The sequence below is a fragment of the Glycomyces arizonensis DSM 44726 genome, from assembly GCF_000482705.1.
Taxonomy (GTDB): Bacteria; Actinomycetota; Actinomycetes; order Mycobacteriales; family Micromonosporaceae; genus Glycomyces; species Glycomyces arizonensis.
The window spans coordinates 255,485-279,679 of record NZ_AXWO01000007.1 but is presented as its reverse complement, the minus strand read 5'-3'; the positions used below and the strand labels follow the sequence as shown (position 1 = coordinate 279,679).

At 65.4% G+C, this 24,195-nt stretch carries 23 protein-coding genes and 1 pseudogene; 7 read left to right on the top strand and 17 right to left on the bottom strand.

Annotated features, from left to right (window positions below; genetic code table 11):
• Positions 1-79 precede the first annotated feature (79 nt).
• The gene (locus H613_RS0109145) at positions 80-1,267 is read left to right on the top strand and encodes an RtcB family protein (protein WP_026923554.1); all 1,188 of its coding nucleotides are present in this window, start codon (positions 80-82) and stop codon (positions 1,265-1,267) included.
• 40 nt (positions 1,268-1,307) lie between these two features.
• Here H613_RS0109145 and H613_RS25510 read toward each other — a convergent pair.
• The 11 genes and pseudogenes from H613_RS25510 to H613_RS0109085 all read right to left on the bottom strand — a co-directional run.
• Positions 1,308-1,892 (bottom strand): annotated as a pseudogene (locus tag H613_RS25510) (RloB domain-containing protein); the annotation flags it as partial.
• Between the two features lie 167 nt (positions 1,893-2,059).
• Positions 2,060-3,403, bottom strand: a complete 1,344-nt coding sequence (locus H613_RS0109130; protein ID WP_026923553.1) for an AAA family ATPase — start codon at positions 3,401-3,403, stop codon at positions 2,060-2,062.
• Between the two features lie 109 nt (positions 3,404-3,512).
• On the bottom strand, positions 3,513-3,650 hold the full coding sequence (locus H613_RS30785; RefSeq protein WP_156925930.1) for a hypothetical protein: 138 nt from the start codon (positions 3,648-3,650) through the stop codon (positions 3,513-3,515).
• A 45-nt stretch (positions 3,651-3,695) separates the two neighbouring features.
• A complete protein-coding gene (locus tag H613_RS0109120; RefSeq protein WP_156925929.1) occupies positions 3,696-4,463 on the bottom strand; it encodes a hypothetical protein in 768 nt (255 codons plus the stop codon).
• A 98-nt stretch (positions 4,464-4,561) separates the two neighbouring features.
• Positions 4,562-5,242 carry a hypothetical protein gene (locus tag H613_RS0109115; RefSeq protein WP_169731976.1) on the bottom strand — a complete coding sequence of 227 codons (681 nt, stop codon included), beginning with the start codon at positions 5,240-5,242 and terminating at the stop codon, positions 4,562-4,564.
• 57 nt (positions 5,243-5,299) lie between these two features.
• Positions 5,300-6,328, bottom strand: coding sequence for a hypothetical protein (locus H613_RS0109110; protein WP_026923550.1), 1,029 nt, complete (start codon positions 6,326-6,328; stop codon positions 5,300-5,302).
• A 28-nt stretch (positions 6,329-6,356) separates the two neighbouring features.
• Positions 6,357-6,740, bottom strand: a complete 384-nt coding sequence (locus tag H613_RS0109105) for a hypothetical protein (protein WP_026923549.1) — start codon at positions 6,738-6,740, stop codon at positions 6,357-6,359.
• 426 nt (positions 6,741-7,166) lie between these two features.
• Positions 7,167-10,328: a type I restriction endonuclease subunit R gene (locus H613_RS0109100; RefSeq protein ID WP_026923548.1), complete on the bottom strand. Its 3,162-nt coding sequence runs from the start codon at positions 10,326-10,328 to the stop codon at positions 7,167-7,169.
• Positions 10,325-11,542 carry a restriction endonuclease subunit S domain-containing protein gene (locus tag H613_RS30780; RefSeq protein ID WP_156925927.1) on the bottom strand — a complete coding sequence of 406 codons (1,218 nt, stop codon included), beginning with the start codon at positions 11,540-11,542 and terminating at the stop codon, positions 10,325-10,327. Before H613_RS30780 ends, H613_RS0109100 begins: the two co-directional genes overlap by 4 nt.
• The gene (locus H613_RS0109090; protein ID WP_026923547.1) at positions 11,532-13,151 is read right to left on the bottom strand and encodes a class I SAM-dependent DNA methyltransferase; all 1,620 of its coding nucleotides are present in this window, start codon (positions 13,149-13,151) and stop codon (positions 11,532-11,534) included. The genes H613_RS30780 and H613_RS0109090 overlap by 11 nt, the downstream gene beginning before the upstream one ends.
• Before the next feature lie 2 nt (positions 13,152-13,153).
• Positions 13,154-15,280, bottom strand: a complete 2,127-nt coding sequence (locus H613_RS0109085; protein WP_026923546.1) for a hypothetical protein — start codon at positions 15,278-15,280, stop codon at positions 13,154-13,156.
• 175 nt (positions 15,281-15,455) lie between these two features.
• Between H613_RS0109085 and H613_RS29110 the strand changes: the two genes are divergently transcribed.
• Positions 15,456-16,379, top strand: a complete 924-nt coding sequence (locus tag H613_RS29110; protein WP_051393144.1) for a hypothetical protein — start codon at positions 15,456-15,458, stop codon at positions 16,377-16,379.
• 436 nt (positions 16,380-16,815) lie between these two features.
• Entirely contained in the window at positions 16,816-17,193 is a 378-nt protein-coding gene (locus H613_RS0109075; RefSeq protein WP_156925926.1) for a hypothetical protein, read from the top strand.
• Between the two features lie 257 nt (positions 17,194-17,450).
• Here the strand turns inward: H613_RS0109075 and H613_RS0109065 are convergent, their stop codons facing one another.
• The 6 genes from H613_RS0109065 to H613_RS0109040 all read right to left on the bottom strand — a co-directional run bounded on the left by H613_RS0109065 (position 17,451) and on the right by H613_RS0109040 (position 20,774).
• The gene (locus H613_RS0109065) at positions 17,451-17,999 is read right to left on the bottom strand and encodes a hypothetical protein (protein WP_211234753.1); all 549 of its coding nucleotides are present in this window, start codon (positions 17,997-17,999) and stop codon (positions 17,451-17,453) included.
• A gap of 102 nt (positions 18,000-18,101) precedes the next feature.
• Positions 18,102-18,554, bottom strand: a complete 453-nt coding sequence (locus H613_RS0109060; RefSeq protein WP_026923543.1) for a hypothetical protein — start codon at positions 18,552-18,554, stop codon at positions 18,102-18,104.
• A gap of 119 nt (positions 18,555-18,673) precedes the next feature.
• On the bottom strand, positions 18,674-19,132 hold the full coding sequence (locus tag H613_RS0109055) for a hypothetical protein (protein WP_026923542.1): 459 nt from the start codon (positions 19,130-19,132) through the stop codon (positions 18,674-18,676).
• Between the two features lie 151 nt (positions 19,133-19,283).
• Entirely contained in the window at positions 19,284-19,733 is a 450-nt protein-coding gene (locus tag H613_RS0109050) for a hypothetical protein (protein WP_156925925.1), read from the bottom strand.
• Positions 19,720-20,517 carry a hypothetical protein gene (locus H613_RS0109045; protein ID WP_026923540.1) on the bottom strand — a complete coding sequence of 266 codons (798 nt, stop codon included), beginning with the start codon at positions 20,515-20,517 and terminating at the stop codon, positions 19,720-19,722. Before H613_RS0109045 ends, H613_RS0109050 begins: the two co-directional genes overlap by 14 nt.
• A complete protein-coding gene (locus H613_RS0109040; protein WP_026923539.1) occupies positions 20,517-20,774 on the bottom strand; it encodes a hypothetical protein in 258 nt (85 codons plus the stop codon). The genes H613_RS0109045 and H613_RS0109040 overlap by 1 nt, the downstream gene beginning before the upstream one ends.
• Before the next feature lie 160 nt (positions 20,775-20,934).
• Here H613_RS0109040 and H613_RS0109035 point away from each other — a divergent pair, with 160 nt between their 5' ends.
• The 4 genes from H613_RS0109035 (at position 20,935) to H613_RS0109020 (ending at position 23,984) form a co-directional block, all read left to right on the top strand.
• Positions 20,935-21,903, top strand: a complete 969-nt coding sequence (locus tag H613_RS0109035; RefSeq protein ID WP_169731975.1) for a hypothetical protein — start codon at positions 20,935-20,937, stop codon at positions 21,901-21,903.
• Positions 21,900-22,283 (top strand): hypothetical protein, encoded by a 384-nt coding sequence (locus H613_RS0109030; protein ID WP_026923537.1) that lies wholly within the window; start codon positions 21,900-21,902, stop codon positions 22,281-22,283. Before H613_RS0109035 ends, H613_RS0109030 begins: the two co-directional genes overlap by 4 nt.
• Before the next feature lie 184 nt (positions 22,284-22,467).
• Positions 22,468-23,289: an ICP22 family protein gene (locus H613_RS25500; protein ID WP_156925924.1), complete on the top strand. Its 822-nt coding sequence runs from the start codon at positions 22,468-22,470 to the stop codon at positions 23,287-23,289.
• The gene (locus H613_RS0109020) at positions 23,286-23,984 is read left to right on the top strand and encodes a hypothetical protein (RefSeq protein ID WP_026923536.1); all 699 of its coding nucleotides are present in this window, start codon (positions 23,286-23,288) and stop codon (positions 23,982-23,984) included. The genes H613_RS25500 and H613_RS0109020 overlap by 4 nt, the downstream gene beginning before the upstream one ends.
• The last annotated feature ends 211 nt before the right edge of the window (positions 23,985-24,195 follow it).

Below are 24,195 nucleotides of genomic sequence, written 5' to 3'. Positions count from 1 at the left end.
CCCGCGCGGTGATCTTGGAGGATATGGGTCGCGACGAGGCCCGTTGTCCCCCAGCAAATCCCGTGAAAGGAGTCTTGCCGTGCCATTCACCACCCTCGAGACCAAGGCGGCTCCGATCCGCCTGTGGGGCGATGTCGACTCGGTCGAACCGCAGGCCAGGAGCCAGCTCTACAACATCGCCGCGCTGCCGTGGGTCCACGGCGTCGCCGTCATGCCAGACGTCCACTATGGCATCGGTGCCACCGTCGGCTCGGTCATCGCCATGCGCGGCGCGGTGTCGCCCGCCGCCGTCGGCGTCGACATCGGATGCGGCATGACCGCCCAGCGCACCTCGCTGACCGCCTCGGACCTGCCCGACGACCTGAGCCGCCTGCGCTCGGCCATCGAGGCCGCCATACCGGTCGGACGCGGGATGCACAAGAGCTCGGTGGACGTCAAGGGGCTCAAGACCGGCCTGCACGGCTGGCACGAGTTCTGGTCGGGCTTCGACGAGCTCGCGGGCCCGGTGGCCCGGCGCGTCGAGGCCAAGGCCATGAAGCAGCTGGGCACGCTCGGCGGCGGCAACCACTTCATCGAGGTGTGCCTGGCAGACGACGACCAGGTCTGGCTCATGCTGCACTCAGGGTCGCGGTACGTCGGCAACGCCTTGGCGGAGCACCACATCGAGCGCGCCAAGGCGCTGCCGCACAACGCGGACCTGCCGGATCCGGACCTGGCGGTCTTCATCGCCGACACGCCGCAGATGGAGGCCTACCGGCGCGACCTGTACTGGGCGCAGGACTACGCCCGGCGCAACCGGGCCATCATGATGGCGCTGCTGCGCAAGGCCGTGCGGAAGCGGTTCCCGAAGGCGCGCTTCGAGGCCGAGATCTCCGCGCACCACAACTACGTGGCCGAGGAGACCCACGACGGCCGGGAACTGCTGGTCACCCGGAAGGGCGCGATCCGCGCCGGGAAGGGCGACATGGGGATCATCCCCGGATCGATGGGCGCCTCCAGCTTCATCGTGCGCGGGCTCGGAAACGGGGCGTCGTTCGAGTCGGCCTCGCACGGGGCCGGCCGGAAGATGAGCCGCAACGCCGCCAAGCGCCGGTTCACCGCCGAGGACCTCGCGGCGCAGACCGAGGGCGTCGAGTGCCGCAAGGACGCCGGGGTCGTCGACGAGATCCCGGGCGCCTACAAGGACATCGAAGCGGTCATGGCCGCCCAGACCGATCTCGTCGAGATCACGGCCCGCCTCCGCCAGGTCGTCTGCGTCAAGGGCTGAACCGCGTGAACCGCCCGCGGCCCGTACGAGCCGCGGGCGGTCACGTCTGCGGCCGCTTCACCGCTCTTCCACTCGGAACCCGCGACGACATCGCAGTCGCCGTCAAAGCCGTCCCACTCGGCCGATCTCCATCGCACCCTTGACGGGGATGCCGCTCACGGGGTACGCCTCCTCCCGGCTCCCCCGCAGCGGCGCGCCCTTGTTCGCCTCGCATGAGCCGTACCAGAATCGGCATCGCCGAAGACGGGTCCGGTCCCACTCTCCCCGACCTCGCCTCAGGGTCGGCGGCCTCGGCGGTCCTCACGGCGTCATCGACTCCGTCGAAGGGGAACCGCACCGCGATGTCCTTGCCCGTGAGCAGCTTGTGCTTGCGCATCAGCTCGTCGAGTTCCCTCGAGGACCTGGGCCCCCGGACATCGAGGACGTGCCAGAGCAGCCACATCTCGAACTTCAGGTTCGACACCAGAAGAAGAACACCGTGCTCCGCGGCGTACTCGGCGGCTTCGGAGAGGGTCGAATGCCGATCCCTGTCCACCAGGCATACGCACCAGTCGTACTTCTTCTGCCGCCGCTCTGCGTCGTCCATGAGCTCGATGCACTTCGTCACTACCTCTCGCGGGTCTCTCCCGACCCCGACGGCCTTGACCGAGACGCGGACAGCGCCTTACCTGAGATGCTGCCCGAGCCCTTCGACGTACTGCGGCTCGGTTCGGATCCCTTCCGCGACCACCAAGCCGCGCTTGTACACCGGTTTCGGCTGCCTCTTCCGGCGCCGACCGGCGCCTCCGGGCATCAGCCGGACGCCTTCCGGGTCAGCAGTCGGCCGATCGCACTCGGTGCCAGCCTCGGTGTGCCGCCGTACCTTCCGATCAAGTACCGCTTGGAGACGTTCGCGTCCTTGTGCCTCGGGAAGTCCGACAGGCAGGACAGTTCCGTGGCGCCCTCATTGGACTTGTCCGTGAACCAGACCTGTTCGGGCTCCAACCTGACCTCGCTCAGCGGCGACAGGATGTAGCTGTCGTGGCTGATGAAGACCAGTTGCGCGCCTTTCGTATTCAAGGCGGGATCATCGAAGATCCTCAACAGGGCCTCGATCAGGTGCGGGTGCAGGCTCGAATCGATCTCGTCCACGCAGTACAGCCCTCCGCACCGCAGCATCTCGATCGCGGGCACGCTCAGTGCCAGCCATGCCACTGTCCCGTCGCTCTCGGATCCGATCATGAACGGGGGGCGATCCGCTCCGGTGCCGCGGTGCGTGAAGAGCAGGTTTCTCACCACCGCGTCGGATTCCTCCGGTCCGATGGCGACCCTGACGGGAGGCGGATCGTCTTCCTTCTCCTGGGTGTCCTTATCAGCGCGCGCTCTGGTCAGGGCTTTGATGTCTTTGAGCAGATCCTGGAAATCAGAGGGGTAGGAGTCCTCCCGGATGTCGACGTGCTCCACCCCGATATCGGCCGCCTGGAGGAGTGTGACGATGTCGTCGAAGTCGATCGAACCGTCGGCCAGGAATTCGGTGATCGACCTGAGGCGCTGCTCGCGATGCCCCGGCTTCACCGTCATCTGGTCGAACCGGCCCACCAGGCCCCGTGCGATCTCGGCGAGCTGCGGATGTTCCAGCAGCACCGCCCGGCTCAGCACGAGTTCGCGGTTCGTGACCTGGCCGATGGCCCGGAGCGTCGGATGCGTCTTGAGCATGCCCGCTTCACGGTCTCGTTGGAGCAGCGTGCGCCAGCGCTTCGACGGCACGTCGCGCAGCCATTCGGCGCGCACGCCTTCGGCGTCCACCTCGAATCCGTACGCATAGCGGCGCTCGGCATGGACGAACTCGATCTCATATCCGCTCGGCTCGTCCTTCGAGCGGTCGTCCAGCAGGAACGGGAGCCGCGGCAGGTTGGGAAATCCTTGCCATGTCGTGGCGGAGCTCTGGATCGCGTCGAAGGCGTAGGCGATCGCGTCGAGGACCGCCGACTTGCCGGATGCGTTCGCACCGAAGATCCCCGCGAGGGTGTAGACGTGATCTTCCCAGCGCGTGCCCTGAGGTGGTAGCAGCGTCCGCAACGAGGGCTTGGTCAGATCCAGGACGAGTTCATCGCGGATGCTCAAATGATTCCGGACCGTGAAACTGAGCATCATCATAGATCGATCCTGTCAACTGAAGGGTCTACATCACACGTTTTTCGCGCTGAACACGCCCTTGAGCTTGATCTCAAGCTCTTTGTCATGACGCTGGCAGCTCACCGCGGCCCTACGGCTCGGGCTGCCGGTCCTCGGCGTAGGTCTCGACCTGCTCAACGACCTTCTTGACCGCGGCCCGTACGGGCCGCGGGGCGGTCCGCGATCGTGCGAGCCCGGAGACGGCCTTGCGGGCATGCTCGCCGGTCATCTCATCGACATCGAGGGACGGCGGCGAGGTCGTCGGTTCCGGAGATCAACCGGAGGCGACCTCGGTCAAGCGGTCGAAGAGCGCACGTATGTAATCGGTGCTCATCCACTGGTGCAGCACATCGGAGGAGATAAGGCAGTCGGATGCGAGATCAGTAGTGTCGCAGTACTGGTGATAGATCAGGTCCTCAGCGTAGTTCTCCGCATCCGCAGCGAAACGAAAGTTGATACCGACTGCGAAGTCCTCCGCCTTGGCCCAGCCTCCGACGATGTAGACGTCTTGGCTGTAGTAAAACCCGTCGAGCGCATATGTCTCCCCGCTGCCCCATCGAGTCGTTATAGGACGGACCATCCAGTCGAGAATCTCATCGGCTTTCGCCTGCCCGCTGAGCTGGAACCTGCCGAAGCCTCCATGGGAGTCCTCGGGATCCAGGTCGCTCGCGTCGAATATTCGCGCGATGAAGTCTATTCTGCCGACCTTCTCGCCCCCTTCCATAAGGGGGAGATACCCATAGCATTCGCTGAACTTCCCTGTCGCCTCCTCGGACCAGTCGACGGTAGCGGAATCTGCACCGAAGACCATGCCGGGCGCATTACTTACATCGAGTATCTCGCAGGGATGTTCATAGGCGAGGACCGGCGGAACGGACTCCTCTGGTTCGGGGTCGTCTGACGAGAAACAGGCGCCGGTCGCGAGGAGGACCGCTGCCGCCATCGCGGCCGACACGATTCGGATCCGTGCCGTTCTCGACGGCTTTCCGGTAAGGCACTTGTTCATGTCGTCCTCGAAACGTTCGTAAATCGAAGAGGTCATGGCCGCCCAGACTGACTTCGTCGAGCCCATGACCAGGCTTCGCAGGGTCTTCTGACCCGTCGTTGAGAAGGCGGCGCTGCTTTCATCGGCTTCTGCAATCAACCGGAGGCGACTTCGGTCAAACTCTCGAAGAGCGCACGTATGTAATCGGTTTTCATCCATTGGAACAGCACATCGGAGGAGATCAGACAATCAGATGCGAGATCGGTGGCGTCGCAGTATTGGTGATAGATCAGGTCCTCAGTATAGTTCTCCGCATCCGCAGTGAAACGAAAGCTGACACCGACTGCGAAGTCCTCCGCCTTACCCCAGCCCCCGACGACGTAAACGTCTTTGCTGAAGTAAGCTCCGTCGAGCTCGTACGTCTCCCCACCCGTCCATCGCGTTATGATAGGACGAACTTTCCAGTCTAGAATATCGTTGACTGCCGCTTGACCGCTCAGCTGGAATCTGCCGATACCGCCGTTGGAGCCCTCGGGCTCCAGATCACTCGCATCGAATACCCGCACGAGGAAATCTATACCGCCGACCTCTTCGTTCCCTTCCGTGAGAGGGAGATACCCATGACACTCGCTGAACTCTCCTGTTGCTTCCTCTGACCAGTCCGCGGTAGTAGAATCCGCACCGAAGACCATGTTCGACGCATCGCTTATATCGAGCATTTCGCAGGGATGCTCATAGGCGAGAACCGCCGGAACGGCCTCCTCTGGTTCCGGATCGTCTGACGAGAAACACGCACTGGTCGCGAGGAGCGTCACTGCCGCCACCGCAACCGACACGATTCGAATCGGAGCCGTTCTCAACGATCTCCCGGCAAGAATTGATATTCCTGTCATTCAGTACACCGCCCCTTGGATCAGGCCACTGGTGTCGGCGTCAACCTGGGCTATGAACTCGGATATAGTGGATCTTCCGTCAGCGAGGGTGGACTCGACGGTTGCCAGAACGTCATCGATGCCAGCCGCCAGTGCCTCGAAGGTGTCAGAGTCCATGCCTACCTCATATTCACCAATAAGGTACTTGTCCTTGAAGCTGGTAAACCATGAAGTATCCTGTTCCCCTTCAGCATTCTCGATGCCGAAGTTCTCAACGATGGAGACAGCTCCATCGATATATCCCAAAGGCGTGAACATGGCAGTGCCAAGGTATATGTTCTCCAGAACAAAACTGCGCGCTTTCTGAACCTCTATCAGTTTCTCCGCCAGGTTTGAGAGTCGAGCCCCAAGACTGTTCCTGGTCTCGGCCTGAATCGTGAATTCGGCGACCGTAATCTGTGTAATCAGGTACAGCAGCGTCCTCTGGTGACCGGCATTTGCACGCATGTTCCCGAATGCCAGGAACGCTTCGTTGTTGTCAGATCCACCCGTCCATCCTTCGAAGAGGTCGGCAATCCGATTGAAGCTTGTCCCTTCGTGTTTTTCTATGAAGTCACCGAAAACCTCATTGAAATCGACCAAGCGGTCAACCGCAATAGCCACGTCTAGGAGCGAGTCGGGGTAGAGCAGGCTTGAGAGCTTCGTCGACGCGTCGTTGAAGCGCTGCGAGGCGTCCTGCTGCGCCTCGCCGCAGATCGAGTCCAGGTCGGATTCTTCGGCCTCGTACGGGACCGCGCAGTTGGTGGTCTCGCTCCATTTCTCGGTGGGCGTGTACGGGCTCGTGTCGTCGTAGTTGAACGATTCGGTATGCAGGATCCATTCTTCCCGAGTCGCGTACCAGACCTGCTGCCCTATCTCCGGAAAACGCTCCAGCACCAGCTCCCGCGTTCGGATCTCGACCATGGGCCGATAGAACTGGTACAGGTATTCGTCGATCTTCTCGGGCGTTATCTGAAGGCAAGTCGCCACTTCTGAACTGAACGTGGACATGTAAGGAGCCTCCTTCTCTCTATCAGGGTCAGTAGTTGACGTCCAGTTCGCTCTGGAGCTCGTCCAGGTCAAACTCCGCGTTCGCTTCGTCTTCGCGCATGGTCTCCGCGGTGGCCTTCATCGCGCTGCCGAGGTGTTCGAGGTTCTTCGCCGAGAGCTTCATGCCGTCCTCGAAGCGTTCGTAAAGGGCTCTCCAGGCGGCGCCGACTTCGGCGGCACCGGGCGGTTGCACCGGAGCCCCACCCGAACCGGGGCCGGTGTTCGTCGTGACCGAGGCCTCTTGGAACATGGAATCGCGTGCGCTTCCCGCGCTGCGGGCGCCTTGCGCCAGATCCCAGTAATCGTTGGACAGGCTCGGCAAGACATCGCGGCCTATCTCTGCGATCTGGTCGATGTCGTAAGTTCGGGACATGGACGATTCCCGTCATGTAGAGGGCGTGGCTGTGTCACGGCGCTCGCGCAGCATGGGCAGAGTCCCGCCCCGCGTTCACCTGGATACTTGGCGAGGCTTCGTCTGCGGGGTCCACAGGGGCGTGATCCGTCCTACTGCGCTCAGTGCCGTAAGGGTTACGCGACAGACACTATCGCATCACGACGAATCGGGGGGTTCCAGTCGCAACCGACGCCGTCCGCCGCCTCGAAGCGTCCGTAAGTCCACTTTCGAGCAGGATGTCCCCGGTCACGGGGAGAACCGGTTGGCGCGGACCGTGAGGCGGCTCCTGCGGGGAGGACGTTCCCGGCCGCGGGGGAAACCGGCGGGCGCCGGCATGATCTTCCAGGGCGGAGCGAGCGGACTCCCCGCGGGTCCCGCAGGTGTCCGGCACCGTGCACAGTGGCGCTACGCTCCGGGCTGCCAGTCCTCGGCGTAGGTCTCCACCTGCTCGATGACCTTCCTGATCGCGGCCCGCTGCCCGTCCGGCGGGTAGCCGTGACGGCGCAGCAGCCGCTTCACGACCAGCCGCAGGTTCGCCTGGACGTCGTCGCGCTTGGCCCAGTCGGTGGTGAGGTTGGAGCGGACGCTCCTCACCAGGTCGCGGGCGATGGCCGCGAGCTTGCCCGAGCCCATCTCGTCGAGTGCGGCCGGGTAGGAGGCGACGGCGTCGTAGAACGCCAACTGGTCCTCGGTCAGGCCGAGCGCGGCCCCGCGGTCGGGCTCGGCGGAGATCTGCTTGGCCATCTCCACGAGCTCGGCGATGATCTGCGCGCTGGAGAGCTGCTGGTTGGTGTAGCGGTTCATGAGCGCTTCGAGCTTCTCCGAGAGCTCTTCCTGCCGTACGACGTTGTGCCGCACGTTCTTGCGCATCTCCTGCTGCACGAGCCGCTGGAGCGCCTCGATGGCGAGGACGGGGTGCTTGTCCTCCTGCATGCGCCGGATGAAGTCCGCGTCCAGGTGGGAGAGGTTCGGGCGCGGCATCCCGGCGGCGGTGAACAGGTCGAGCACGTCCCCGGCCTCGACGGCCGCGGCGGTCATCTGCCGCAGCACGGCCTCGATCTGCGCCGAGACGGCCTGCCCGGCGGCGCGGCGCTCCTGGGCGTCGTAGGCGGCCATGTGCCCCCGGACGTCATGGAAGAACTCGACTTCCTTCCGCACGGGCTCCTTGTCGGCGTCGCGGGCGAGCCGCCACAGGGCGACCATCTTCTGGGCCTGCTGGTTGAAGCGCGCCTTGAGGGTCGGCTCCTCGGGGTCGAGCGGGTCGTTCGCGGGGTTGGCCAGGTCGCGAAGGTGGTTCATCGCGCCGAGGACGGCGTCGTTGTAGGACGTCTTGTGCTTCTTGGCGAGCGCGCCGCGCCAGTCGTAGCCGTCGAGCAGTTCGGAGCCGATGACGTGGAGGACGTCGCGGAGGTGCCCGATGGCCTCCTCGGTCCTGCGCCCCACGGGCCGCTGCTCCTGGTCGTCCACGGTGTACTCGGCAAGGGCCTTGTAGAGGTGCTCGGTGAGCGGGGAGTAGCCGACCATGAGGCCCTCCTCCTTGACACCGAAGGTGCGGTTGGCGCGCGCGATGGTCTGCATGAGCAGCGCGCCGCGCAGCGGCCGGTCGATGTAGAGGGTATGGAGAGGCGGGGCGTCGAAGCCGACGAGCATGCGGTCCTTGACGATGACGAGCTCGAGTTCGTCCTCGGCGCTCTTGACCCGCCCTTCGAGGGCTCGGCGCTGGGAGGGGCGCAGCATGTGGTCGGCGAGCTCGGTCTCGGAGGGCTTGCCGGAGATGTTGACCTTGATCTTGCCGCGATCGAGCCGGTCGTCGTGCCAGTCGGGACGGAGCTTGACGATCTCCTCGTAGAGCCGGACGGCGATCACACGGGAGGCGACCACGATCATGGCCTTGCCGCGCACGCCGAGCTCGGCTTCGACGGCGGCGGCGCGCTTGTCCCAGTGCTCGGTGAGGTCGGCGGCAAGCGTGCGGAGCCGGTCGGGCGCGCCGTAGACGGCGCTGATCTGCGCGGCGGCCTGCTTGGCCTTCTCCTGTTCGGACTCGTCGAGGTCGTCGAGGATCGCGGAGGCCCTCTCGTCGAGCTCGGCGGCGACGTCGTCGGGGACGTCGACGTCGATCACGCGCGACTCGAAGTAGACCGGGACGGTGGCGCCGTCGTTGACCGCGCGGGTGAGGTCGTAGATGTCGATGTAGTCGCCGAAGACCTCGCGGGTGTCGCGCTCGGCCTCGGAGATCGGGGTGCCGGTGAAGGCGATCATGGTTGCGTTCGGGAGGGCGCGCTTGAGGTGTTTCGCGTAGCCGTTGATGTCGTCGTAGTGGCTGCGGTGGGCCTCGTCGACGATGATCACGATGTTGCGCCGGTCGGACAGGAGCGGATGGTCGGCGCCGGATTCGCGTTCGCCTTGGGTGCGGCCGAACTTCTGGAGGGTCGTGAAGATGATCCCGCCGCTGAGTCGGTCGAGGGCGGTGCGGAGTCCGGCGCGCTTGGTCATCTTCTGGGGCTGTTCGGGGAGGAACTCGGAGCCGCGGAAACCTTCGAAGAGCTGACCGTCGAGTTCGGTGCGGTCGGTGATGACGACGACGGTGGGATTGCCGAGGGCACGGTGCCGCATGATCTGGGCGGTGTAGAGCTCCATCTCGAAGGACTTGCCCGAGCCCTGGGTGTGCCAGACGACCCCCGCGCGGCCGTCAGAGCGGACGGCATCGACGGTCTTGGAGATGGCCTTCGAGACGGCGAAGTACTGGTGGGGCTTGGCCACCATTTTGATGGGCTTGCCGTCTTCGTGGTTGAAGCCGACGTAGTGATCGAGCATCTCGATCAGGCGGGTCGGTTCGTAAAGGCCGTCGAGCGCGAGGGCCGTTTCGGTGTTCGACCAGGTCGAGGGGGGTTGTGGGACGGGCTGGCCGTCGGGGTCGACGTTCCAGGCGGCGAAGTGCTCGATGGGGGTGAAGACGGAGCCGTAGCGGGCGCTGGTGTTGTCGGCTATGAGGCAGTAGGCGGTGGCGGAGAAGGCGAGGGGGAATTCTCGGAGGTAGGTCTGGAGCTGGGCGTGGGCGTCTTCGATGGCGGTGTCGGAGAGGGCTGGGCGTTTCAGTTCGGCGATGGAGATCGGGAGGCCGTTGAGGTAGAAGACGATGTCGAAGCGGCGCTCGTGATCGCGGTCGACGAGGCGGACTTGCTGGACGGCGAGGAACTCGTTGTTGGAGAAGGTGTGGCGGTCGATGAGGTGGACGGTCGGAAGGTGAAGGGTGCCCTCCGAGTCCGTGTATTCGATGCCCTGGATGCCGGAGGTCAGCAGCTTGTGGATGCGGAGGTTCTCGGCGAGGGGGTCGGCGGACTCGGGGGTCAGGATTTTGGAGACTGCTTCGTCGATGGAGGAGGAGGGGAGGGAGGGGTTGATGCGGGTGAGGGCGGCGTGGAGGCGGGGCGGGATAAAGAGTTCGGCCCAGTCGGAGCGCTGGCCTGTGCCCGGGGCGATGGCCTGGCCGGTGGTGGTGGACCAGCCGAGTTCGGAGAGGCGGGCCATGCACTGAGATTCGAGCTGGGCCTCGGTAAGGGATGTCATGTCGCTTCCTCCACGGTTTTTTCGGCGTCTTTGACTCGGATCTCCCCCGACATGAGGCGGGGCAGGAGTGTATCGCGCAGCTCTGCCAGTTTGAGATTCTCTTGTTCCGCTAGCAGAGATCGATTCCACAGAGGCCTAATTCGCGAGTCCAATTCTGTAAGCGTTTCGACCCCAGGAACATCCACTGGATCATCAAGGTGCCTACGTTGAATATGACCCATAGTTGTCGCCTTGTCAGCCGCTATAGCTTGAAACTCCTTGATCTTTCGCGCAACTAGTTGATAAACCAGCCACATCGGCATACCATCGTTAGGAATTACCTTGAATATGTGCTGATTGACAATTGCTTCCGAGCGGAACCATCGCTTGACAGTCAACGACCCCGACCAAGAAAAGAGCACATCCCCTGCGCGTGCCAGGTATTTTTCAGGCACCTCTATTTCGTTATATACCGTAGAGAATCCCGGTCCATTATTCAGCTCAGCAATGCGAACGACCATACGACCAGAACTCGTAGCATCCTTCGTGAACGCGCGTCCATTGATAAACTTAGCTGTCTGCGACAGCGGCACCAAATCGAACTGACTAGGTTTCGCCTTCATACGAGACTCTAGCAAAAGACTACAGAGTTCATCAGCTGTTGAGGCGAGGCGGTTATTGACGGCGATCTTGTCATCCAAAGCCCTAAGTACTGCTACCAAGCTTGCTTGTTCATGCAACGACGGTACCCGTACACACTCCCTGTCAAGGAATACCTTGAATTGGAAATTACTGATCCCTGTAGACTGATTTTCGTAAAATGCTGCGCGCCCCGATCTATGCATGTCTTGCAAGGCATACGATGCGTACTGCGGTAGTATGACAGACGAACGCACTCGGATCAGCCTGCAGAAACTTGCAGGAATTACCGCCTCCTTGAAAGCATCAAGAATCTCCTGTGTGATCAATAGCGATCGTCCGGTGCTTTGGCCTTTAACACTACTGCCACCGGAAATTTCCAGGAGCAAGTCGCCGTCTTTAAGCAGGCGCTTATTAGCTCGTTTCGCATTCTCCCATCTCCGAGGGACCTCTTCCGTTTGGATTTTTTCTACCTGGCTGAAATCGGTTCCTCTTATAACTGCTACTGGAATGGAATCCACAGTCGGAATGTCGGTGCCCCATCCACCACCCAAAGCGAAGTCAACAATCTCTTTGAATGGAATATTATCGACCATCAATCCTCCCGATTTGAGTACGCACTTCCTGTTCAAGCTTTGCAGATTCTTCAAAATTGGCGAAGAGATCTTTGGTCAAGCGATCGATCTTTTCTCTGATCGGTTCTCCGTCATCTTTTTCTTTCTCTGTCGTTCCCACATACCGCCCCGGAGTGAGCACGTAGTCATTTTTAGCGATCTCTTCTAGCGAGGCGCTGTAACAGAAGCCCGCCTCGTCCGAGTACTCCAGATTCTCTTCCTGGGCGCTCTTCGTTCCTCGCCATGCCCTATACGCGTCAGCGATCTTGAAGATGTCCTCATCCGGGAAGACCCTCTCCGTCCGGTCGGCCATCACGCCCAACTCCCGGGCGTCGATGAACAGGACTCGGCCTTGCCTGTCCGTCCTCCCGCTCTTCGCGCTCTTGTCCTTCGTGAAGATCCACAGGCACGCCGGAATCTGCGTCGTCCTGAACAGCTGGCCCGGCAGCGCGACCATGCACGACACCACATCCGCCTCCAGCATCGCCCGTCGAATGTCGCCCTCACCGCTCGTGTTCGAGGTCATCGAGCCATTCGCCATCACCACACCGGCCGTGCCGTTCTCGCTCAGCTTGTACAGGATGTGCTGCATCCAGGCGTAGTTGGCGTTCCGCACGGGCGGCACTCCGTACCGCCAGCGCCTATCGTGCTCGTCGCGGTACCAATCCTTCAGGTTGAAGGGTGGGTTCGCCATGATGTAGTCGAACCGCAGATCAGGGTGCCGGTCATCATGAAACGTGTCGGCCCACCGGCTCGACAAGTCGCCCCAGATCCCATGGATGGCCAAGTTCATCTTCGCGAGCCGCCAGGTCCGCTCGTTCAATTCCTGCCCGTACACGGCCAAGCTGTCGCGCCGTCCCTGGTGTGCCTCCACGAACCGCTCGGCCTGCACGAACATCCCACCGGAACCGCACGCCGGGTCGTAGATGCGCCCTTCGTAAGGCTCGATCATCTCCACCAGGGTCTTTACGACACTTCCCGGCGTGTAGAACTCGCCACCCCGCTTGCCCTCGGCCTTGGCGAACTTGTCCAGGAAGTACTCGTACACCTCACCCAACACATCCCGCGCGGCCTTGCCATGACCCGTGAACTTGGTGTTGTTGATCAGGTCCACCAGTTCCTTCAATCGCCTGGTGTCCACGTTGTCCCTGTTGAAGATCTTCGCCAGCACTCCACTCAAGGACTTGTTGCTCTTCATGATCTCGCCCATGGCGTCGTCGAGCCGCCGCCCGATCGTCTCCGGCGTCATCTGCTCGACCAGCGTCGACCAACGCGCCTCCACCGGCACCCAGAAGACGCCCTTGGAGATGTAGTAATCGACCTCCTCCAGCTCCTCGGCGATGTCCTCCTCCCCGAGCCCTTCGGCCTTCAGCTCCTCCCGCACCTCGTCCTGGCACTCGTCGAAGGCGTCGTTCACATACTTCAGGAAGACCAGGCTCAGCACGAAGTCCTTGTACTGCGAGGCGTCCATGGACCCCCGCAGCTTGTCCGCGGCCTTCCACAGCATGTCCTTGATGTCGGCCAGGTTCGCCTTCGGCGCCAGGCCGGGCAGCGGCTCTGCTCCGGCTGCGGCTCGTTTCTTGGGAGGCATCGTCAGTCTTCCTTCGTCTCGGTCATCACTGGCTCAAGGTCTACGGTTCCGTCGGCGAGACCGTCGGCTATCTGGGCGGTCAGGGCGTCGAGCGCCGCGAGCTCCGCGGCGGCCCGCTCACGTCGTCGGGCGATGGCGTCGAGCGCGGCGGCGGTCGGCGCGAGGTCGGACGGCGCGAGGATCGGCAGCCGCACGTCGGCCAGCTTCTCCCCCGGCTTGGCGCAGCGACGTATCAATGCTGCCAACAGCCAAGGGGTGAGCCGGTCTTCGCCTCGCGGTCCGATACGGATTACACGCGCGGGACGCACGGCGAGTTTCGCGCCGTCGACATCGACCCACGCGTCCTGTCCCTCACGGCTCGCCGCCACCACGACGTCACCCGGACGTGTCAGCTCGGCGGCCTGGTACGCACCGAGCGCGAGCCGGTCGAGGCATCGCGCGCCGATGCGCTCGGGCTCGGCCACCTCTTCAGCCCCGAGTAGGAGGATGCCGTCGTCGCTCACGTGCTCTTCGAGGACCCGCAGGCCCGGAACGACTCGCACGTACCTCTGGGACCGCAGGCGGGCGATGCTGGCGGTCTGCGGCCGGACCGGCGCCGTGGCGGCGCGCGGGTCGAGCCAGGCGGCCATCGGGGCGTTGCCGTCCTTCGAGGCGAGCGCGTCCAACCGCGTTCCGATCGCGAGCATGTCCGCGACCCGCGCGGCCCCGGCGACGGCGGCCCGCGGAGGCGGGCGCAGCGCACCCCAGTCCTTCCTGAGCCGTTCGATCTCGAAGGGAACGGCCTTGTCGCGCTTGCGCTTTGCGCGGAGCCGCCAAGTGAGGATGTCTTCGGCGGCCTCGTCGGCCGCGGTGCTGGTGAAGGAAGCACCGCTGAAGACGGCGCCGCCGAGGGCATCGGTCCGCAGGTCCGCCAGCAGCACCCGCCCGCGGCAGTACGCGGGGAGCGGTTTTCGCATCACCCATACGGCGGTCTTGTGGGCGGCGCGGATCGGGATCTGGCCGTCCGGGAGACTGACCACGGCCTCGGCACTCGCCTGGGCGAGCAGCCGCAACCGGAGATGCTCCAGCTTGGACTGCCCCCGCAGGTCGGCGGCGAGCGCGCTCTCAGGGCCGAGGACGACGGCGCTCGACGCCTCCGGCATCCGCAGCGAGATCCTGTCGACCGCGTCGAACACGGCCTCGGGGTCGCTGAGGCGCTGCGGCAGCGCGGTCACGACCCGGTCGGGCCTGGCGATGTCGTCGGGGAGATCGTCGCCGTGGAAGATCTGGACGTCCAGCCCGCCGTCCGCGGCGACCGCGAGGCGCCTGCGCGCCAGGCGGAGCAGGCGTTCGTCGTCGACCGCGCCGACGAAGCGCGGGGCGTAGACCCCATCGGGCAGCCGCCGCGCCGCCGCCGCGAGCAGCGCGCCCGAACCGGCGTAGGGGTCGGCGATCACGAACTGGCCGCCGTCGTCGGTGAGGTCGTCGACGGTGAGCTCGTCGCGGTCGACGATCACGGGCGCGCTCGGATCATCGGCGACGTCACCGAGCGCGAGCCTGACCAGGAATTCCTTGGCGCCGTCCGCGAGTTCGACGGCCGCAATCGCGGTGTCGCCGAGGCGTCGGTGCATCGCGATGATGTCCTCACAGGCGTCCTCGTGGGTCCACCAGGCGTCGATGAAGGCGTGGAGCAGGACCGCGAGCGCCGCGCCTTCGCTTGGGAGGCCGGCGATCTCGGAGTAGAGGCACTCGTCGTCGGGGTCGGCTTCGTCGGCGGCGTCGGCGAGCCGGGCGAGCGCTTCGGGTGCGGGGGTGTCGGGGTCCGGCCAGGCGTTGGTGCGGTGGTGGAGCGCGACGAGGGCCGTCGCGGCGTCGATGAAGTCGCCGCGCGGCCACGTGTCGGCGGTGGCGGACACGTTGTGGCGCGCGAGCTCCGAACGGCCCTCGGCGGGATCGATGCGACCGGTGCGCTCCAGCCATTCGAGGACGGGTTCGACCGCGAAGTACTGGGTCTGCCCTTGGCGGCGCACCGGCTCGGGAAAGTCGCCGAAGCGCCTGCGCCAGTTGTGGACGACGTCCTTCTGGACGCCCGCGAGACCGGCGATCTCGGCGGCGGTCAGCAGCGGGTTCGGGTTCTGGCCGGAGGTCATGTCTCCGTCTCCCTTCCGCTCGGCGCCTTCAGATTTTACGATTAGAACGTCCGATCGGATTGTTTAGGGTCGACCTCGCTGATAGTACCTGCTATCAGCATTCTAGTTTAACTCCGCGCGAGCTTGGGGGACGGTGGTGCTCATCGATAACGGCCCAAGACACGGAAGGTCAGCCATGAGCACCACCCCGCCGCCCCCCGAGCACTCGCAGCCCCCGGAGAACCCGCAGTACCCGCAGTCCTATCCCCAGCCGGGCTATCCGCAGCCGGGCTTCGTACCGCAGGCTCCGCCCGCCGCCAAGAAGCCCTGGTATCTGCGCTGGTGGTCGATCACCATCGCGGTCGTCTTCGTCCTGTGCTGCTCGGGCGGCATCATCGGCGCGCTCGGGGACGACACCGACACCGGCGACGAGGCGTCCGAGGCTTCGAGCGACGCCGACGACCAGAGCGCGGCCGAGACCGGCGAGCCGGCCGGCGCCGACGAGGCCGACGAGGCCGGGGGCGAAGAGGCCGAGGGCGAAGCCGAGGAGGCCGAGGAAGAGGAGGAGGCCGACTACTTCTCCTCGTCGTTCCCGGTCTTCGACGCGGTCACCGAGTCCGGCTCAGGTGACAGCGTGATCGACCTGCCTGCCGGGCAGGGCATCATCACCGCCTCGCACTCGGGCTCGGGGAACTTCATCCTCACCACCCTCGACGAGAACAACGAGATGTCGGACCTGCCCGTCAACGCGATCGGCTCCTACGACGGCACCGCCGCCTACGGGATCGCGGGCTTGGGAGGCGACGCGACCTCATTGGAGATCACCGCGGGCGGCTCCTGGGAGATCACCATCGCCCCGATCGCCGACGCGCCGGAACTCGGCGACCCGCAGGAGTCCCAAGGGGACGGCGTGTACCGCTACACCGGCGGAGCGGCCAACTGGAAGCTGACGCACGACGGCGCGCACAACTTCATCGTCACCTACGTCAGCGACTCCATGTTCGGATTCGACCTGCTCGTCAACGAGATCGGCTCCTATGACGGCACCTCGGCGGTCACCAGCGGCCCGGCCGTCGTGATCGTGAACGCCGATGGAGGCTGGAGCATCGCCTCCGAATGAGACTGTCCGGTTCGGCCTTGTCTTTGGGAGGCCGAACCGGACTCTTATCGAGAATGCGGCGGACGGCGACTCGGAACCGATCGGCGCCCGCCACCCCTTCAGAACCGTAAGAACTTCGCCCGAGAAGGCCCCGGAAGGAAAGACCGAAATGTCGGATCGCCCCTATGAGCAAGCATCACCGCCCGAACCGCCCCCGTCCAACGCGGTGCCGCCCGACGCGGTGCCGCCTGACATGACCGAACCGCCGTCGCCGCTCGGCGCGGCTTCGCCTTCGCCGTCCGAACCGCCGCCGTCCGGACCGCAGCTCGAACCGCCGTTGTCCGAACCGCTGCCTTCCGGCGCGGTTCCGCCCCCGCAGACTCAGCAGGCCCCGCCGATTCCGCTTGCCCCGCAGCCTCCCAAGCGCAGGCGAGCTTCCGCGGCCGTCATAGTGTCGGTGATCGTCGGAGCCGTCTTCTTCTTCGCCGCGGGGCTCGCGGTCGGTATCGGCATCGACGGCGCGGGAGGGGAGTCCTCCTCTTCCCTGGTCGAGGCTCGTGAGAACTGCGCTCCCGATTCGCTCGACATCCGCATCGGCGACGACGGGGACACGCTCATAATCGACCGCGCGGGGGCCGAAGAGAACCCGGGAGCCGACTACTTGGACGTCCTGTGCATCTTCGATGAGTTGGGGGTGCCCGATTCCGTGACCTCGCAGATCGAGGGCACGCGTGCCCTCGACGGGACGCAGGAGGCCGACTTCGGCGAGTACTCGGCGTTCTGGACGTACCACCCGGACGACGGCCTGAACATGACCATCACTTGGAATCCGTGATCGAGTTCCCGACACGCACGAAGGCCGAGCCGGACCCGGCGGGCGACGCGGGGCCCGGTCCGCGCCGCTTGGGCGGCAGCCCGTCGGCGCGCGGCATCGAGGACTGAGCGTTCCCGGAGCCGCGCGGCAGCCGAGCGTGCGCGGCGCGCACGGTGCCCGCTGGTTCGGAAAGCTCGGACGTCAGACCGCCGAACCCGTCCGGACGCTCAGCTGGACGCCCGGTCGCGGCGCCTGCCGTGGCCGGGCGTCCGGCGGCGTCACAACTGGTCTCCGGGCACGAGGTGCTCCGGAGGATGGGTTCCGCCGCCGTCTTTCGGGTCGCCCTCGCAGGTGACTCGGTGGTGGATCATGTTGTTGGGGATCAGCAACACCTCGGCCGTCCGCTCGGGATGCTCGGGACCGAGCCAGCTCTCGCCGGTGAGCAGGCGATCGGACTCCGGCCGCGTCTCGGTGGAGTAGACGACCGCGCATGACAGCGCCACGCGGTCCGCGTCCACCGCGCACAACTGGAGACCGACGTCCCGCAGCGCGTCCCCGTAGGATTCCCCGTAGTAGTCGAAGCTGTAGGTGACATCGACCATGTCGCCTTCGTCCGGCGTCTGCGGGTGCGGGCTCAACTCCCAGTCCAGGATCGCGACGGTGACGCCGAGGGGTTCGCCGTCCGTGCCCACGGCGTCCACTTCGGCCGCGGCCTCCCCGCGCTCGGCCGTGGTGTCGGTGCAGCCCCAGGAGTCCGAGCAGCCGGACGAGACGAGCAGCGCCACGGCCGGCGGAACGACGGCGAGCAGTCGCAACCAAGGGGCCACTGGTACCTCCGGGGATCGTGAGACGAGTTGCGGCCATTGTTCCCACGGGCCGATCCGGACGGACGGCCGGTCATGCGTGGAAAGATCCACGCCACACCGGGTTCAGGAGTCGCCGGGCTCTTGCTCCCATTGGGCCACGAGTTCTTCGGCCTCGTCGAGGAACTGCTCGATACCGGAACTCACCGCCGGGTCCTCTGCCGCGATCTTCGCGATCACGAGGACCTGGACGCCGATGATCTCGTCGGCCGAGATGCCTTCGAGCAGGTGCGTCTCACCGGCGCTTCCGCGAAGGATGCCCTCCACCGTCAGCGGCCGGATTTTCAGGCCGGAGTTCTGGTAGTTGCGGCACAACTCGGCCGAGAACTCCGCCAGGGTGTCACGGTTGAGGTTGTCCTTGAAGTGGCGGTCCATCAGGACGGCGAACACCCCGGAGAGGAACTGGTTGAAGGGGACACGGTCCTCGGCGGGCAGGGCGGCGTTCAACTCGCTGGCGTCCTGGCCGCGACCGGTCGCCATCAGTCTGATCTGTTCGCGGTATTCGTCCTTGACGATCATTCCGTGTTCCCCCTAGTCTTTGGCCAGCTTCTGGCCGGTTTCTGGCTGGTTTACAGCCGGTTTGTGGCTGATTTGTGGAAGCTTCGCGGCGCGGGCGGTCCCGCCGCGCGGGGGTAAGGCTACTGGCTTTGCCGCTCCCATGCGGTCACGAGCGCTTCGGCGGCGTCGAGGAACGCGTCGATGTCCTTCGAGGCGTCCAGGTCGTAGCTCGTCAGCCTGCCGACCACGATCGTCTGGGTGGAGATGATGTCTTCGTTCGAGAAGCGCTCGAAGAGGTACTCCTCCCCGGCGGTCGCCCGAAGGACGCCTTCGACGGTCCAGGAATCGAAGGTGATGTTGGCCGCTTCGTAGTCGCGGCGGATTCTGGTGACGAGCTCGGCGATGGTCTGCGGCGAGATGCCCCCGGGAGCATGCTGAAAGTGGTTGTCCAGCAGCACGGAGAACAGCGCCGCGTGGAGCAGGCGGTAGCCTGCCCATTCGTGGTCGGACATCGCGTCGCTGAGTGCCTGGGCCCGGTCGAGGTCGCCGGTCGCGAACGCCTTGAGCTGTTCGCGATGCGCGGGTGCAATGTTCGCCATCGCTCCTTCTTTCGCTGACGGGTTCGTATCGGCGGCCTGGATGCCGCAGCGGTCCGGAAGCCCGTGGCGGCGCCGTCTCGGTATCGCTCGGAAGGCAAGGACGGGCAAAGGAGGGCAAGGGGCGGCGAAGCCGCCGCCCTGAGGCGGGCCGTTATTGGTCTTCTTGCTCCCATTCGGCCACCATCACTTCGGCTTCATCCAAGAACCGGTCGAGGTCGGGCCGTACTGCGGTGCCCTGGGTGCCCAGCTTTCCGATGACCATGACTTGGGTCGAGACGATGTCTTCACTGGTCAGGTCCTCGAAGAGGGAGGTCTCACCAGCGCTTGCGCGGATGACTCCTTCGACTGCCAACCGATTGAAGGGCACGCCGGAATCCCTGTAGTCTTCGCGAAGCTGATTCGCAAACCCTGCAATCGAATCACGGCTGAGCCCCGTCCCGAAGAAATCATCGAGAAGCAGCGAGAACACCGCAGAGAGATACTGGCTATAAGCTTGGTGCTCTTCGGGAGGCATGGCCTCGTTCAACTCGCGCGCCTTGATGAGGTTACGGGCCGCGATGGCCTCCACGAGATCCCGGTGGACGGGCTTAATCGTTGTCATTGTTCTTCTTCCTCCCTCTCCTAATCCTTGATGACGCTTCAAGCGCCCCGATGCTCAGGGTAACGGTGTGAACGATCGTGTCCACGATGTTCAATGACGGCGGCGGTGGCGGCGGGGCAGAGTAGCTGATCACTTGGGGTGTGCAGTCTTGAAGTGTGAACGCTTCGGTGCTGCCTGGCGTGTCATCGAGCCTCGACAGCGCCTCGATGCCTTTGCCGACTTCTTTCGAGAACGATTGAAGATCTTCGACCTTACGAGCCGAATGCCGAGCGGTGCGGCGGAACCCGCCGAGCTTCTCATCCTCCTGCGATTTGTCCACGAGTTCCTTGCCAGAGGCTCGGGGTTCGTGTTCGGGCTCGGCCGGGATCAAGGTGACCTTCACCGGTTGGCCGTCGAGGTCGGTGATGAAGGTATGGCCGCCTTCCGGTTCCGATGGCGAACCGTTCTCGGAGCCGGAGGCATCGCTGCTGGAGGCGCTGGCGGTCGGTGAGCTTCCTCCGCCTGCCGCGCCTGCTCCGCTTGCTCCTTGGCCGTCCATCACGGCTTGCAGCACCCGCAAGGCGTCTTCGAGGTGGCCTTCCGCGAGCCAGCGTGTGTTGCGCGCCTGACCGAGCTGGGTCTTCACCTCGCTGATCTGCGCCGCTTTGCCTCTGGCTCCGATGTCCGTGAAGCTCCCGGCCAGCTGATCGGCGATCTCGCCCGTGCTCGCCATCGCGGCTTCGAGGTCATCGGACCGGCCCTTGTCCGCCGCCACCTTCGCGGCGAGTTCTCCGATGCGACTCATCAGGCGTGCTTGGCGGCCTCGGCGGCGCTGCGGGCCTGCTCGATCTGATCGGCCGTCGCGGCATTCTGCGTCGCGGCCTGCTCAATTTGGTCCTTTGCAGACTGGAGCGCGGCCACCACGCCGCCCGCACCCAGCGTCTGAGCAGAGGAGACCAGCTCCTCGGCCAGCTGCTTACTCGCCCCGATCTGAGCGGTGAGTTCTTCTGCGGCTTGCTTGTTCGCGTCCAGGGCGGTCACAAGTTCGTCGATTGAGGCCACGGGGTGTGATCCGTTCTACTGCGTTCGGTGCCGAGTGGGTTACGCACCGAACGCTATCGCGTTACGGCGAACGGATGGGTCCCGGTTTCGGCTGTGCCCCTCCGCCATTCCGGAAAATCTCGCGTGTTGGGGGTTATGTTTCCGCAACCGGTGTGCGAAGATGCTGACACGACGCGCAGGGCGCGTACTTTCGATCAATCAAATACAGGCCCGGTGGGCCGCCTTCACAGTCGCTAAACAAGTCGGCGGCCCACCCTCGAACCCTGAGAGGAAACCTCCCATGGTTGGTGTCAGCCTACGCCAAAAACCGGCGTACGCAACAGACCAAAACGCATCCGCCTCACTCCGTCCCGCCTCCATCCGGCCCGTCTCCGGCACGCCCGCCTGGGCTCGGAACGACCACGCCCCCGGCGCTCCGGGCGCTCCGCGTCCGGCCTCGCCCTGGGACACCTGGACCATCCCGCCGAAACCCGCCGCACTCAACCGCACCCGCAAACCCAGTCCACGCCCGATCGAGTCCGCCAATCCCGCCGATCTCGCCGAGTCCACCGGCACCGGCACCATCACCGCAGTCACCGATCCCGCCACTGAGCCTTCGCCGCCGTTCCGGCCCTGGCGCATCGACTTCGCCCGGCCCGAGGTCGTCGAATACCCAGCCACCGAACACCCTGTCGTCGAACCACCGATCACCGAACCGTCCGATTCGGCGACCGTCGCTCGGCGGCTGCTCCTGCTGCTCGGACTCGCCTACCTCTTCCTCGCCGCCCTGGCCTCCGGCCTCGCCTATACCGGATACTTCACCACCTCAGGCGACAGCAGCCGTGGCAGTGGCACCAGCAGTATCCGTAGCGGAACCCGAATGAATACTGCAAACGATGGCGAGGAATCCTCCGAATCGTTCGAACCATCCGAACCGTCTGAAGGCACACTTCCGCCGCAACCGCCATCCCCGCGCCCGCCCACGCGCGACCCCGACGCGCCCGGCCTGCACACCCGCCCGGACGGCAGCCGCTACCTCGTCATGCCGCTACCGGCCGACCTCGCCGACCGCTTCCGCGGCCGTGCGAACGCCGTCCACGCAGTTCAGGCCACCCACGCAGTCCCGGCGATGAGCGGGGGCGCCCTGTGAGCCTCGCCCGCTACGCACCCCACCGCATCCGCGCCCACTACCTCCGCGCCCTCAAAGCGCTCCCGCTCCCCGCCCCGCAACCCGAACCGATCGACCCGAAGCGCCTGACCGTCCTGGGCCGGGGCTGGGTCGACCAGCGCCGTCTCGTCTTCGGCACCCTCACCGAGGCCCCACGCCTCTGGGTCGCCTTCCACGGCCCCGCCGACACCGATGAACGGTCCCTGATCGGCTACTTCACCGGCCTCGCCACCGGCGAACCCGACCTGTGGCTCTGCGACGACGCCCACCGCGCCTGGACCCTCGAAGGCCAGAACACCGCGAACCTGAAACGGGCCGCCGCCCGCGTCTGGTTCGACTGCCAACGCGACTGCGAGGGCTGACCCGATGAACCACAACGACCGCAGAGACCGTACCGACCGCAACCGCGCGGACCGTACCGATCACGCCGATCACGCCGATCACGCCGACCGCACCGACCGCACCGACCGCACCGATCATGTCGGGCACGCTGGGCACATCGATAGTCCATACAACATAAGTCATACAAGTTACATGTGCCATCCGATGAGCTACGAGGAGCGCCACGCGCTCTTCCGCACGCACGCGAGCGCGGTCTTCGACGGCGAGCCCGCCGAGGCCCACCGGCTCCGGCAACTGATCTACCCCGATCACGCCCTGGCCCATCAGGTCTTCGTGTTCGCGCTGTTCACCACCTGCCTCGACGACCACTTCGGGTCCGAACTCGACTGGTCGGCGCTGGGTGTCCTCGTCGAACGCGTGCGCACCGCCTACCCGGCCGTCTCGCCGTTGAAGACCGAAGCGCTCATTCGGGTCTGCTACGGCGAGGCGGAGCTGTACCCCGAAGTGCCGCAGTGCGAGCACGACGCCTCGATGTGGGCCGTCTGCCGCCTCGTCGTCGGCGCCGGACGCACCGAGAAGGAGCTGGCCGCGCTCTACGAACGGGCCGAGGAATTCGGCCGTGAGACCGTGCGCCGCGTCTTCGCCTCCCCGCAGCTCCACGGCTGGCGCGACGAACCGGAGAGGACCGGGCCGACCGAGACGGGTTGCGAGCGGATCGAACCTGAGAAGGTCGAGCCGACCGGGACAGGATCCGAAGGGACCGAACAGGATCGGACCGAGCCGACCGAAGCGGGACCCGGGCAGACCGAGCCGGGGCGGCCTGAGTCGGAGCGGAGCGCGCCGAAGCGGGCCGAGTCGGATCGAGCTGAGCCGAAGCGGGCCGAGTCGGACCGGGTCGAGCCGGAAGAGACAGGACCAGAGCATTTCAGATCAGAGCCGGTCGGGCCGGAGCGGAACCAGCCACAAGAGACCAGACCACAGGGGACCGGACCGAAGGCGAACACACCCACAGAGGACACGCCGTGAAGCCCGAACAGCTCCACCGGGCGGTCCTGACCGCCACCGCCTTCGGCGACAAAGTCCGCTACCGCGAGCTGCGCGGGCGCTTCGGACCGTACGACGCTCGCGGCGAGTTCGAGCACCTCGAAGGCGCGGCCGCCGTCTGCCTCGCCTACCGGCTCGGCGAAACCCGGCAGCGGCGAAGGCGAACCGACCTCGCCGAACCCGCCCAGCCTGCCGCGCCCGCCCGGGCCGCAGGGCCAGCGGGGGCCGACCGGGCTGCGGAAGCCGCGGGGGCCGCTACCGCCGCCGGTCGCACCGACAGCGCCGACACCGCCGATGCCACCGGCGGCACCAGCGCCACCGGTGCCGCTGGTACCTCCGCCGATCACACCGGCACCGCTGATACCTCTGGTACCGCTGGTACCGCCGAGAGATCCGACCGCGCCGAGCTGGGGCGGTTCATGGCCGAGCTGCGCGCCGCCGGACCCGAACACTGGCCCGAGCACGGACCGCCGAGCAACTTCCTCGAAGTCGAAGGCGTCATCCGCGCTCTGAGGGGCGAACGCCACCTCATGGCCGAGATCGGCGGCGACCGCATGCGATCGGTGTTCCGCTTCCTCGTCCGCTACCTGACCGCCACCGTCCCCGAGATCCACGAGGACTTCGACACCGTCATCGACCAGGCCCGCGAATACATCATGCGGGGCCTCATGGGGTGAACCGAGCGCTGGCCGACGAGCCCGTCCCGCACCTCGTCGGCCGCCTCGGCCTTCTCGGCCCCACGGCCGAGCCCGTGCCGGGCGGGCGGGCGAAGAGGCGGGCGAGCCCGTGCGGGCGGGCGGGGCAGGCGAGCAGGCAGGCGAGCGGCCGGGCAGGCGAGCAGGCAGGCGAGCGGCCGGGCAGGCGAGCGCGGTCTTAAAGCGTGACGCC